The 12,438-nt window shown below is 63.4% G+C and carries 13 protein-coding genes; 8 read left to right on the top strand and 5 right to left on the bottom strand.

Translation table 11 applies throughout. From position 1 onward, the window contains the following. Positions 1-24: 24 nt before the first annotated feature. The 5 genes from G6N38_RS10790 to G6N38_RS10770 all read left to right on the top strand — a co-directional run bounded on the left by G6N38_RS10790 (position 25) and on the right by G6N38_RS10770 (position 5,823). Complete coding sequence (locus G6N38_RS10790) at positions 25-309, top strand: hypothetical protein (protein ID WP_163747526.1); 285 nt, start codon at positions 25-27, stop codon at positions 307-309. Positions 310-1,215: 906 nt separating this feature from the next. Continuing rightward, positions 1,216-2,298: a hypothetical protein gene (locus G6N38_RS10785; RefSeq protein WP_163747525.1), complete on the top strand. Its 1,083-nt coding sequence runs from the start codon at positions 1,216-1,218 to the stop codon at positions 2,296-2,298. After that, entirely contained in the window at positions 2,276-4,060 is a 1,785-nt protein-coding gene (locus G6N38_RS10780; protein WP_163747524.1) for a hypothetical protein, read from the top strand. The genes G6N38_RS10785 and G6N38_RS10780 overlap by 23 nt, the downstream gene beginning before the upstream one ends. Positions 4,061-4,424: 364 nt before the next feature. Further along, complete coding sequence (locus G6N38_RS10775) at positions 4,425-4,727, top strand: hypothetical protein (protein WP_163747523.1); 303 nt, start codon at positions 4,425-4,427, stop codon at positions 4,725-4,727. 196 nt (positions 4,728-4,923) lie between these two features. Next, complete coding sequence (locus G6N38_RS10770; RefSeq protein WP_163751930.1) at positions 4,924-5,823, top strand: aminoglycoside phosphotransferase family protein; 900 nt, start codon at positions 4,924-4,926, stop codon at positions 5,821-5,823. Between the two features lie 54 nt (positions 5,824-5,877). Here G6N38_RS10770 and G6N38_RS31170 read toward each other — a convergent pair whose 3' ends face one another. Continuing rightward, positions 5,878-6,207 (bottom strand): pyridoxine 5'-phosphate oxidase C-terminal domain-containing protein, encoded by a 330-nt coding sequence (locus tag G6N38_RS31170; RefSeq protein WP_407662963.1) that lies wholly within the window; start codon positions 6,205-6,207, stop codon positions 5,878-5,880. Next, a complete protein-coding gene (locus tag G6N38_RS10760; RefSeq protein WP_163747522.1) occupies positions 6,158-6,712 on the bottom strand; it encodes a MarR family winged helix-turn-helix transcriptional regulator in 555 nt (184 codons plus the stop codon). Before G6N38_RS10760 ends, G6N38_RS31170 begins: the two co-directional genes overlap by 50 nt. A 59-nt stretch (positions 6,713-6,771) precedes the next feature. On the opposite strand from G6N38_RS10760, the gene G6N38_RS10755 reads away from it, so the two are divergent. Next, complete coding sequence (locus G6N38_RS10755) at positions 6,772-7,491, top strand: SDR family NAD(P)-dependent oxidoreductase (protein ID WP_163747521.1); 720 nt, start codon at positions 6,772-6,774, stop codon at positions 7,489-7,491. 44 nt (positions 7,492-7,535) lie between these two features. On the opposite strand, the gene G6N38_RS10750 is transcribed toward G6N38_RS10755, so the two are convergent. From G6N38_RS10750 to G6N38_RS30675, 3 genes are all read right to left on the bottom strand, one after another. After that, complete coding sequence (locus tag G6N38_RS10750; protein WP_163747520.1) at positions 7,536-8,282, bottom strand: SAM-dependent methyltransferase; 747 nt, start codon at positions 8,280-8,282, stop codon at positions 7,536-7,538. 292 nt (positions 8,283-8,574) lie between these two features. Continuing rightward, a complete protein-coding gene (locus tag G6N38_RS10745; RefSeq protein WP_163747519.1) occupies positions 8,575-9,333 on the bottom strand; it encodes a polysaccharide deacetylase family protein in 759 nt (252 codons plus the stop codon). Positions 9,334-9,422: 89 nt separating this feature from the next. Then, positions 9,423-10,709, bottom strand: coding sequence for a diguanylate cyclase domain-containing protein (locus G6N38_RS30675; RefSeq protein WP_246227856.1), 1,287 nt, complete (start codon positions 10,707-10,709; stop codon positions 9,423-9,425). A 476-nt stretch (positions 10,710-11,185) separates the two neighbouring features. Between G6N38_RS30675 and G6N38_RS10735 the strand changes: the two genes are divergently transcribed. Both G6N38_RS10735 and G6N38_RS10730 read left to right on the top strand, forming a co-directional pair. Then, a complete protein-coding gene (locus G6N38_RS10735) occupies positions 11,186-11,455 on the top strand; it encodes a YdeI/OmpD-associated family protein (protein ID WP_163747518.1) in 270 nt (89 codons plus the stop codon). Next, positions 11,455-12,429, top strand: coding sequence for a GGDEF domain-containing protein (locus G6N38_RS10730; RefSeq protein ID WP_163747517.1), 975 nt, complete (start codon positions 11,455-11,457; stop codon positions 12,427-12,429). Before G6N38_RS10735 ends, G6N38_RS10730 begins: the two co-directional genes overlap by 1 nt. Positions 12,430-12,438 lie beyond the last annotated feature (9 nt).

The raw sequence follows: 12,438 nt of genomic DNA, 5'->3' as shown, positions 1-12,438 counted from the left end.
CTCCTTCAGGCGAGACTGGCCCGCATGACGGACACCGAACCACAGTGGCGGCACATCTGCGAAGTGTGCGGGGTTGAGGAGATCCTGACCCCGGCCAAAGCATTCGACCTCGGATGGGACTACCCGCCGCGCATGGGCAAGTTCGGCGTCGTCGGCCCCCGCTGTTGTCCTCAATGTCCCAACATGAGAACGGTGTGGTGGGCTCTCGCGATCGATGACTACACCGAGGACATGCTGACCGACGCGCAGCGGGCTACCGTCAGGCGTATCGCCGGAGAACCGGACTCAGTTGCCGTGGTTGCTGATTGAATGGAATCGTCAGATCTGGCGATAGACGAAGCTGCGTGTCTCGTGCCCCGTCCTGGGTTCTCGCTGCAGTCGATGCGTCAGCGCCGGCGACACGCGCGCGCAGAACCGTCCGCAAGGATTTCTCTGAGGCTGTAGCTGGATGTTTTGATCTGCATTGTCGCGTACCGTGCGCAGGAACTTAGTGGCGGTCGCGAGTTCGATCAACCTGGAAGCCCTGTTTGCTCTCGGGAAGTCGAAATATGTTGTCATGCAACGGTTATGCAGCACAGAGCGCGTACATCGAGTGGAACCATGACCTGAACAGGGCACCATCTTCGTCACCGAGGTGCGTAGCTTTCGAAGTTCACCACATGCGGTGAACTTCGACACCAACTAGTGCGAGAAGCCCTCAACAGCAGAATGTTTAGCGTGATGGGCCGGTTAATCTACGGCCGGGGATCTCTCGACAAATCTCCGGGACTCGATGGGAGCTGCGATGGGCAGGCCACGGAATGGGCGCCTTTCACGGGTGCGGGTTGAGTTCAGCCTGCCTCCGGCAATCGCCGAAGCCGTCTACACGTACGCGGACTCCGCCGACATCACGTTGTCGCAGGCTGGCAGTGAACTCCTAAAGCTGGCGCTGAGCCAGCGGCGGGTCGATCGCGGAGAGTCTATCGAGTCTCCACTCAATCCTGTTGCTCCCGAACGGAATTTGGGAGGTGCACCGAACACCTAGCTTGAGTGCGGTAACGGCGCTTCCTGCGGCATGTGCCGCCCAGAAATGCCGAAAGCCGGGTTGCCGCCCGGCTTCCAGACAAACAAAGAGTTCTGAGGCTCTTCAAACCCTCCAAGGAGGACTGTGTTCATTTCAGCGTGCCCACGCACGATTGTCAACCAACCACACCGCGTGGTCGGTGGTGGTCGCTGATGGCCCGATTCAAGAAGTTCACTACGGCGGATGCGTCGGTGACGGTTCCTGACGCGGTACCGCCCGAGCCGCTTCTGGAAGCGGCATCGGCGTTTATGCAACGCGCCGCCTTAACGCCGGTGCCGGAGCCGGGTCCTGATCTCGAAGAGCGCATGGCCATGCTTACTGCGATCACGATCCGCTACCCGGACCCCGAGATCGCCAGGGAAGCGGTTCTGGAGGCCGCGAAGGTCCAGTGCATGACTGAGTTCACCACCGCAGCGACCGACAAGAAATCGTGCGCTGAGGTGGCGCGGCATCTGGCCTGGGCCGCCGTCGGTGGCGTCGTCGATGCCAAGCGAGCTCTCAAACGCGGACCTGTCGACGAGCGACTGGAGGTCACCGGAGCGCAGAGCCCCCGAGGTCATCGGCAAGTCCGACACGTCCTCTACACGGCGGGACGCTTATTCCATCCCCGGGAGTACCCGCCAGAGCGGGTAACGCCGGTGGCGCGGACGAAGCGAAAGGCAGCCAGCTACGACGAGATCCGCTCCTTCTACAGGGTCGTCTGGGAATTGCCCACCCCGCTGGGGATGCGAGCGCTGGCGTTGGCGGATCTGAGCTACGGTGTCGGCGCTCGTGCGGCCGACTTCAAGGTCCTGCGAGGAACGGCGATCACCACCGTGCGCTCACATAGCCGAGCGATCTGCGTCGTCACCCTGCCCAACGCCGCCGGCGGTGCACGGCAGGTACCGGTCCTGGAACCCGGCATCAACTCCCGGCTCATCGAATTGGCGGCCCGAGTCGGCGACGGCCTAGTGCTGGCCCCTAACGCCGAGTTCGCTGAACGCAACATCGTTAACCGCATCAGCGAAAAGCTGACCAACAAGGGATATCCACCCGTCAGGGCGGCGGCGCTGCGCAACCGGTGGATTCTCGATATGGCCGAACGACGCATACCCACAGCGATGTTGTTGCAGTTAGCGGATGTTGCGGACCTGAGGGTATTGAGCGATCTACGAAAGGAATTGCCGCACTTCAAATCCGGCACGCTATCACCATCCAGCAGGAGAGTCTGCGATGATCGCCGCACGCAAACCTGAGTGCATCATCGCCGACGACCTCTTCAACTACGCCCGCCACCTGGTGTGGGAATCCGGGGTAGCCGAACTCATCGACGATCAACACCCTCATCGTCGTGAGGCGGTCGGGCAACGCCGACAAGGCATCGCCTATACAACCACCGCGGTTCTGGTCTCGCTGCTGATCAGGGTCATCATGAAACGTCCCCCCACACTGACGGGCATCCTGCAGACGATCACGGAGCTCACCGCGACCCAACGCAGCGCAGTCGGCATGGACGACCAGGATTGCTCGCGGATCTGGCGACAACACCATGCTGAGTACAAGCGCTTCGGCGCCTGGTGGACACGCCGACTCAGGCCTTTCGATTCCTGGGCTGACCTGCCGGCCAGGCGCATGACCAATGCCCACTATGACGCCCGCCTCAAGAAGCGCACCGATGAACAACGCGAGCATGCTGAACGCGCCGCACGACTTGTGCACCTGGCCATCAACCGCCTCGTCGCGGCGTCCGTGGAGGTCAAGAACCCCGAAGGCTGTCGGGGAGACCTCGTCGTCGACGGCACCCTCTACCTCGTCGCCAAACAGGACGGCACGATCGGCGTCGCCGACGACAAGATGCGCGGCGCTGTACCGAGTGCGAACTACCACGTGCGCGACCGCAAGTCTGCGGCCAGCGACGGCACCGGCGCCACCCGCCAGATCACCTACGCGGGGATGACCCTGGAGATGACAGCACTGACCCGCATTGGTAAACCCACTGCGATGCACGCCGTGGCCCCGGTCTTCGTCGGCGTTGCCATCCACTACGGAACCTCAGGAAGCCCGGAAGGCATGGCCGATGCGCTTGAACGAGCCGAGGCCAACGGTCTGACCGGACGTCCCGAAAGCCTTCGCGCTAAGTGGCCGTTCATGGTTTCCGACATGGCCTACAACACGAAGGACAAAACTGCCGACATCCTGCTCGAACGTCGCTACAACTTCGTCGGCCGGTTTCCCAAGGGCTGGGGGCTCGAATGTCCCTCGACGAAACCTGCCGGGGCGCCCGCCTCTGAGCCCGAACCGGGCGCTCTCCAATGGGCCGGGGCATTCTTCTGCCCCGCCGTCCTGGAGAAGATCAAAGGCCACAGCGCACCGAAGATGGAATACCTTCTCAGCAATGACCAGTTCCGCCTCCACGACAAGCGGTTGCGGCGCATCCTGCCCTACCTCATGGGCTACAACTCACGGCCCTTCTACGCACAAGGCGGGCACGGCAGGCCTGTTCTGGGTCGCTCACGCAACAAGGTGGTGAAGGTCAAACTGGTCTGTCCGGCGGCGTTGGGGAACGTCATGTGCCCACTCAAACCCGAATCCATGCAGTACGGCCGCCGCGGTGTCCCGGTCGCGGAGCCGACCTGGCAGGGCCACGAACGTGGCTGCTGCGCCAAGTCCAGCGTCATGGTCACCCTCACTCCGGATCAGTTCAAGCGCGCGCAATGGGATCTGGTACCCGGGAGCTGGGAACATGCGGTGTACTTCGAGGCAGCTCGCGCGCTGACCGAGCAGCGGTTCAGCCATCTCAAATCGGCCCATGTGACGGGGCTGAGCAAGCTGACCGACGGGCCGCGGCGTGACCCGATGGTCAAGCTGATCCTGGCTATGGCCGTTGTCGCTTCCAACCGGGAAAGCCAAGCAAACTTCGACCCCGCCAAGGTCCGGGAAGAGTCTATTGACATGCGGATGCGTCAGCTCGCCGCCGACCTCGGCCACGAACCCGCCCGCACACCGCCTCGAACCTAAAAACAACTCCGGACGATGGACCGCTCCCAACCGGCGCGGTCCATCGCCATGTCTGCACCCGGAAAAAGTCGGTGGATTGAAACGGAAAGAATTCGACGAACCGCCACAGAACGCCCGCTGCCAGCGGAAACGCCAGGCTCACATTTTGCGATAAGGAGCGCTGATGAAACCAGACGCGACCGAACGAAGGCCAGCGCGGCACCACCGAAGTCGTCTTCTGATCCTGGATAAAGTCGGTGGAAAAATCGTGAAAAGTCGGTGGAATCAACCGCGGGATTTGCACTCTGACCTGCATTTGAGATCCACACACAATGAGCGGTTCTTTTGAACTGCGACCACAAAGGTCACGAACCAGAAATGGTTCGTGACCTTTGTGTTTGGTGATCGCGCGCAAAGTCAGGATCAGCGACGTCGGCTTCGCGGGCGCGCATTTCATGGTCGCCCTGTCGATGGACGCCATGTGTTTGAGGCGATTCCCCGGAAGGCCGGAACACTGATTCGCCACACCCTCGATCTCGAAACCGACTTTGGCACCTGGCTCACGCTGAGCGCGACAGTAGTCCCAGCGCACGACGCCGTCCTGGAGCAGCTCCTCGACAATCTCGAACAGGCCGCCACGGGGGGTCGGTTGAGCGGCCCTATCGGTGGCCCAACCGTGTGCGACTGATCCGCCGGCGTTTCGGTCTGCCAACTTAGATGTCCCACGCCTAGCGCGGGCCCCTACGGGTAGGGCCTGGTGAGACAGGATCTGACTGACCTCGAATCCCTAGAAACGAGACGAGCGGCAACCGATGGAACCGCGGGCCTTATCCGAAATCTTGTTGCGTTTGAGCTGGCATTGCTGACACGCTGCCGCGGTGGAGATGCACCCCGGTCAGCTGACCATCTCGGCGGCCGTGGTCGGAACGCTCATCGCTGAGCAGTTCCCTCAGTGGACGGGCCTGCCCATCCAGCCAGTGTCGGGAGCCGGCACTGTCAACGCTATTTTCCGTATCGGCGAGCATGTCGTAGTCCGATTTCCTCTGGAGCCCAGTGAGGACATCGAGTCGGTGCGCCAGGAGCTTGGGCTGGAGGCGGCAGCCGCCGAAGAACTCAGTGGGCGCACCCCCGTTGCTACTCCCACTCCGCTGGGGATTGGGCAACCCGGCGCGGGCTATCCGTTGCCGTGGTCGGTCTACACCTGGTTACCAGGTGACCCCGCTACCGCCGATAGCTGTTCTCAATCCGATTCGTTCGCAACGGATTTGGCAAAGTTCATTAAGGCGGTGCGTGCCATCGACACCCGGGGCCGCACCTACGACGGCAACGGCCGCGGCGGCGACCTGGGATCGTACGACGAGTGGATCGAGCTGTGTCTGGCCAACAGCGAAGGCCTGCTGGACGTGCCGAGCTTGCAGGCGACGTGGGATCAGATCCGAGTGCTCCCGCGGGGAGAGACCCCCGACGTGATGAACCACGGCGACCTGATCCCACCCAACATCCTCATCCTCGGCGGTTGTCTTGCGGGAGTGCTCGATGTCAGCGGCTTCAAGGCCGCCGATCCCGCGTTGGACCTGGTGAGCGCCTGGCACTTACTCGACGCGCCTCGTCGTGAGCTGCTCCGCAACCACCTCGGATGCGACGACGACGAATGGCGACGTGGACGCGGATGGGCGTTCCAACAGGCCATGGGCGCTGTCTGGTACTACGTCGAGAGCAACCCCATCATGAGCACCAACTGCCGCCGCACCCTTGAGCGCATCCAAGCCGACACCGACTGCTGACAGCACGGTCCGGCGCGCCGACCTGCGAGACAGCATCCGATAAGTCTTGGTTCTCTAGAAACGAGACGTTGCGTTAGGGCCAGAGCAATGTGCGGTCCCAGCGGGCGGATTCCGGCGATACTGCACGCGGGTGTGCATGCGGTCGGTGTCGCCCTGCCAAAACTCGACGGTGTGCGCCTCCACGACGTACACGCACCACGTGGGCGAGACCAATCCCGGATCGTCGGCGAGTCGATGCCGAGCATCGGCGAACGCCGTCTCACATGCCGCTCGGATCTCAAACACTCGCTGTGAGACAAGACCTTCGAACACGTTAAGTGTCAACTGCGAATGGCTAGGGCTGGTCTCTGTCGTGTCCAACGTGCCCAATTGGGCGCCGGTCATCAAGTGTCTTAACGAGGTGGGACAGCAGGGTCGACAGAGTATCTGCGAGGTGCTGCCGCTGGCGTGCGTCGAGTCCATCGAGCAGCTCGTTCTCGTGCGTCAAGACGGCGGTGACGAGCTCGTCGGTGGCGCGGTAGCCAACTTGTGTCAGTTCGACGTCGACCGCTCGCGAGCCTGCGCGGCTAGTGCGGGTGACGAGACCCTGCGTGACGGCCCGATCCACGCGCTGGGTGATCGCGCCGGCAGTGATGAGGGAGGCATCGGCAAGCGCCCTGGTCGTCATGCGATACGGGCTACCGCTGCGACGCAGCGTCGAGAGTAGATCGAGCGTGGCCATATCTGCACCCAAGGAACGCACGACCCGCGCACGGTCGTCACCGAGCAGCTTGGCAATGTGCCACAGGCGCGTCACGATGCCAATGGAATCCGTTGGAACAGAGGGTAGTTCGCGCCGCCACGCCGCGACGATCGCATCGACGGTATCGCCTGGTTCATTGTGGTCCAACTCGACCCCCTGCTAACGTTGTTTAGGTCTAAACGAAAGAGTAGAACGGAGTGTCCGGCATGCGCAAAGTGGTCGTCACCGGTGGAGGTACCGGCATCGGGCGGGAAGTCGCTGCCCGCTTCGCGGCCGGTGGGGACGACGTCGTCATCACCGGACGCCGCGGGCAGGTCCTCGAGGCAACGGCGCACGAACTAGCGGGCTCAGTTCGCGCAGTGGTCGTCGATGGCCTCGACACCGCGGGAATCGAAGCGGTCGCGCAGGAGCTGGGGGCGGTCGATGTATTGGTCAACAACGCCGGCGGCAACACGGACTTCGATCGGCCGGCTCCGCAGGGACTGGCCGAGGTCGCCGCGGCATGGCGATCGAACGTCGACGCCAACCTCACCACCGCGGTGTTGATGACCACCGCCTTGCTACCGGCGATGACCGCGGGAGCGTCGATCATCACCATTGGCTCCATCGCGGCAGACAAGGGCGCGGGTTCGTATGGCGCAGCGAAGGCGGCCGTGGCTTCGTGGAACGTGGACTTGGCGCGCATGGTGGGAAAACGCGGGATCACGGCCAACATCGTTTCACCGGGCTACATCGCCGATACCGAGTTCTTCCGCGACGTACTTGACGATGAGCGTCGCCAAGCGCTGGTGGCGGCGACGATGACCAAACGTGCCGGAACCCCCGCCGACGTCGCTGCCATGGTCACCTTCCTTGCATCCCCGGCCGCCCGTCAGATCACCGGTCAGACGCTTGCAGTCAACGGAGGTGAGTGGCCCAGCCGATAGCAGCTACCGGGCGGCTGACGAACGGGGCGTGGCGCGCCGTACGGTCAGCGGCCCATCAGCGCGAAAACTCCCCAACCGAGGTACTCCCGCTGGTATCGCGTGTAGCGGATGGGGTCGGTGGTGAGCTCGGCCCGCACCTCGGCGGCCAGCTCGTCGTCTGGATTGTCGTCCAGCCAGCGGCGCAGATTGAGCCACTGCGCCGCCTGGTATCGGTCCCAGCTGTCCTGATTGGCCAACACCATTTCCACGACATCGAACCCGAGATCGCCGAACTTCTCGATCAGCTCCGGGAGTGCCAAAAAGTCGTCCTTGTTGTTCGCGCCGCAGGCTTTGGCGGTGGCTTCGTCGGGTACTTCTTGACGCCAGTACGGCTCGCCGATCAGCATCAGGCCGCCAGGGCGCAGCGTCTTGTTCAGCAGCGCGATGGTGCCGGCTACGCCACCTCCGATCCAGGTGGCACCCACGCATGCGGCGACGTCAACCGGATCGTCTGCGACGAAGCCGGCGGCGTCGGAGTGCACGAAGGTGACGTGATCAGCGACGCCGAGTTCAGCCGCGCGGAGACGGGCCTGCTTGGTGAACACGGTGCTGATATCCACCCCAGTCCCGGTGACGCCGTGGTCGCGCGCCCACGTGCAGAGCATTTCGCCCGACCCGCTGGCGAGGTCGAGCACGCGTGTCCCGGGTTCCAGGCGCAGAGCCTGCCCCAGTGCGACGAGCTGGCCGGCGGTGATCGGGTTGTGGATGCGGTGGCTGCTTTCGCGAATGGTGAAGATGCGTGGAAGATCCATGAGGCGCGTTCCTTGGGCTTGATCTCGTCATGACAGTTGCGCAGCGCAGTCGACCGAGTCGGCTGTCGGTGCGCGGGCCGGCATCACTGGCACCTCTTGTGGGCAGGTGGAGTTTGAACCCGATGAACCTAACGTCCCTGGCCGAATGCTTCCAACGAATTTAGTTGCGAGACGGTCAATCCTGCCGACGGAGTTGCGCAGCATCAATCAGTTTGTCGGCCATAGCAATTCCCGCGGCTCCGCTCCCGAGCCGGCAGTTTCATGAACCGCTGACGCTTGGCCGACCGGGGACTTACCGCCGGGCGCTGTCTTCAAGCGGAACCTCCTGGGCTGTGTCGGTATCGGCACTGTTGAGGGCAAGGAGTTCGCTGACGGTCACAAATCGGTAGCCTTCGGCATGCAGCCGCTCGATGATCCGGGGCACTGCGCGACGCGTGGCCGATCTGCTCTCCTGCATGACGTGCAACAAGATGATTGACCCTGGACGGACATTGTTCACGGTGTCGTCGACGATCTGGTCGGTCGTCGGTGCGCCGGCGGAGTCTGGTTCCAGATCCCAAGTGACGGAGATGCGTCCGTGTTCGGCGAGATAGTGCGGAAGCGCCCACAGTTTCTTGCCGTAGGGCGGGCGGAAAGTCACTGGACCTCGATAACCGGTTCGCGTGATGGCCGCGTCAGTTCTTTCAACCTCCTCGGCAACAGTTTCGGCCGAGACAAACATCATCCGGCGGTGGGTGTAGGTGTGATTGCCGATCTCGTGGCCGGCCCGGGCGATCGCTGCACCTTGCTCCGGGTGCCGGTCCAGATCGGCACCGTTGAGATAGAAGGTTGCCGGGATGTCGGCGAGTGCCAGCATGTCGAGGATTGCTGGTGTCCACTCGGTGGGACCGTCGTCAAAGGTGAGTGCAACCATCTTCTCGGTGGTGTCCACCCGGCTGATCAGCTCACCAGCCAGCTGAACGGTCCGCGACTTGGACAACGTGTAGGTGGCGAACGTGGCCACGAGCAACACCACCAGTCCGAGTGACGTTCTGGTCACCCATTTCCGCATGAGACTCGTGTCTACCAGAGCGACAACCGGCAGTCCTGGGGCGATGGGCGCACCGCCCCGTCGACGATGGCAGCTAACAGAGAACGCAGCTACGAATCGATGCTGGCAACCGCATTCCGACCCGCCTGCTTGGCCTGGTACATCGCTGAATCGGCTCGCGCCATGACCGCGGCAGCAGTCTCGCCCGGCAGGCGCGATGTGGTGGCGCCGATGCTGAGGGTCGTGTGGAGTGTCAGCCCAAATTGATGGATCGGTTCGGCGGCCAGCCGCCGAATCCGTTCGCCGACGTCGACGACATCGTTGGTACTACTCGCGCCGGGCAACAGGATCAGGATCTCGTCGCCCCCGATCCGGCCGACGGTGTCATCCAAGTGGACACACTCACGCATGCGGGCGGCGATCGTCGACAGCACCGCATCACCGACCGCATGGCCCCAGGTGTCGTTGATCTGCTTGAAATGATCGATATCGCAGTACAAAACGCCCACTCGCACATGGGGGTTCTCCAGTGCGGCATCGAAACGACTCATTGTCTCGGCACGGTTGACCAAGCCGGTGACGCTGTCGAAGCGAGCGAGTTCTCTGAGCCGGTTGCGCATATCGTCCACGGCCGCAGAAATTTCCGCGATTTCGCGGGGACCGCCCCGGCCGATGGGTTGGTCGTAGTCGCCGTCTGCCACTGCGCGGACAGTGCGTAACAGCCGGGACACCGGCTGGGTGAGCATGCGCTGCACCGTCACGATGCAGGCGATGATGCTGGCCACCAAGATCGTCAGCGCAATGTACTGGCTGATGTTCGCCGCGCGCAGCACCGATTGGATGTGCTCGATCTGTTCGGCGATGAGGGTGTCGATTCGAGCATTGAGGGCACGGAACCGTTCTCGGAGTCTGTCGAACAGATTCTTCCCATCGAGAACCATCTGATCGAGCTGGGCGCGCGGGATGGGTCCGGTGCGCAGCGCAACGATCTGAGGGTCGGCCGCTTGGCGCTTCCATGTCTGGGCCGCGGCCACCTCGTCCTCGAAGAGAGTGAAAAGTGCATCGGCATCGGGCATACCCGCGAGCTCCCGACGGAGCTGGGGCACTAGGCGATTGGCAGTGGCGGCCCCGACTTCGAACAGGTCGAGCGCAACCACATTGCCGGTCAGCAGAAACGCCCGCTGACCCGTCTCTTGGTCGACGTAGGCGCGACTCAACTCAGAGATCTGGGACCTGACGGGGATGAGGCAGTCACCAAGGGTCTGGACATTGCGGGCGACCGAAATCCGCCCGGCGATCGAGGCTGCCATCGTTGCGACGAAGACCAGGGTTATGACGCCGACACAACAGAAAATCAGTGTCCGCAGCGATAGCCGTTGTCCGCTCGAACCCCCCACAGCGTTGAAGATAGGCCATGCATGTGGGCTCAGCTCCCGGCCGGGCGGGCCGGCAGATCCGCGTCTGATTGCTGCCGGCCCGTTTGGCCGCACACAGGTGAACCGGCAGTCGCTCGGCGACGGCAGAAGGAACGGCGTCGATGGCGATGCACAGCACCGACGCGGTGCAGAACGTCCACGCCCATGAGTGCGAATGCTGACGAGACGAGCGCCATCAACAACTTGGTAGGCAACTCCAATCCGCGTGCCCGCAGATATCCCGAAAGCCAGTCGAACTGGTCGGGCAGCCGCCACCAACGCGTGAACGGCCCGCCCGGCAGGCTGCTCTGCCCAGCAGCCCGTTCGTCGTTCACCGACGCTCCCGCACGGGGTGCACGGTAGCCCGAGCAAATTGGTGGTGAGGCGAAACATCAGTCGCGGCCGAAAATGAGCCGCCACCGGGCTGAGGGGATCTCAAGACTCGCTAACCTGGCCTAATGAGTACGCAGACGGTACCCGGCGGGGTGGTGCACAACCTGCCGGCTGACCTGCGCACCGCGCTGCTCGGCAACGACACCGCGCTGGCGGCCTGGTGCGACATCACTCCCCTGGCGCGCAACGAGTTCATCTGCTGGGTCGAAGACGCCAAGCAGGAGAAAACCCGCGAGCGCCGCATCCGCCGGACTCAGGAAGAGTTGGAGGAAGGCATGCGTCGCCCATGCTGCTGGCCGGGCTGCAAGCACCGGGAACGCACCGGAAAGCCCTGATGACGGACACCGCTTCGGTCGCTGGGCGAGAACCCCCGCTGCTGCTTCGCCGTCGAATCCTGACCAGCTACTGCTTGTTCTTCGCCGGTGTCTACTGCCTGGGAATGATCGCGTGGTTCCGCGATACCGACAACATCGACTTCCGCGGGGAGGTTGTTGCGGCCGGCCTGAGCGCGGTCGGTGTCCTGCTGTGCGTACGACGGCCGCTGCGAGGGTGGCGTTACGTGTCGGCCCTGGTGTGCGTGAGCGCCGCACCGGTTGCGGCATTGTTCTTTCACCACGTACTCGCGGCCCAGGTTTGGTCGCTGATCCCGCTGATGTTCCTCGGCATCTTTGTGCGGACCTGGCACGGGCAGCTGGTGACCTGGTCCTACGTCGCTGCCGTGGGTCTCGCGGCTACGGCGGGGTTGTTGCTCGCCCCGCAACCGGCGCCGCTGCTGTGGCCCGTGCTGTTCGTCTTGTCCATCGGCTCCGCGATTTGGATTTTCGGGCTCAGTCACGCCGCCTTACGCGACGCCGCCGACCGCGATCCCCTGACCGGGGTCTGGAATCGCGCCGGTCTGCTCTGGCAGGCCAATTCATTGCTGTCGCGGGTCGGTGGCCGCGACCGCCCGCTGGCAGTGCTCGTCCTGGACGTCGACGACTTCAAAGCCATCAATGACAACAAGGGTCATGCGGCCGGTGACCGGGTCCTGGTCGACCTGACCAGCCAGTGGCGGAGGCACATGCCCCGCGGTGCGGTGATCGGACGACTCGGCGGCGACGAGTTCGTCGTATTGCTCAGCGGATACGACATGCAGAGCGCCCACGAAGTCGCCTCGACATTGGCCAACGGCACGGTCCGCGTCACTGTCGGTGTTGCGTGCGGGAAGCTCGATGGGCCGGACGATCTCCCGCCCCTGCTGGCAGCCGCCGACGACGATCTTTACCGGCGCAAGCGCAAGCGAAAGGCGCAGGCACCCAGTCTCGACTGACGACCACGA

This window comes from Mycolicibacterium helvum (assembly GCF_010731895.1).
GTDB lineage: Bacteria > Actinomycetota > Actinomycetes > Mycobacteriales > Mycobacteriaceae > Mycobacterium > Mycobacterium helvum.
The sequence above is the reverse complement of the archived record's forward strand: the minus strand, read 5'-3'. Positions and strand labels throughout refer to the sequence as shown.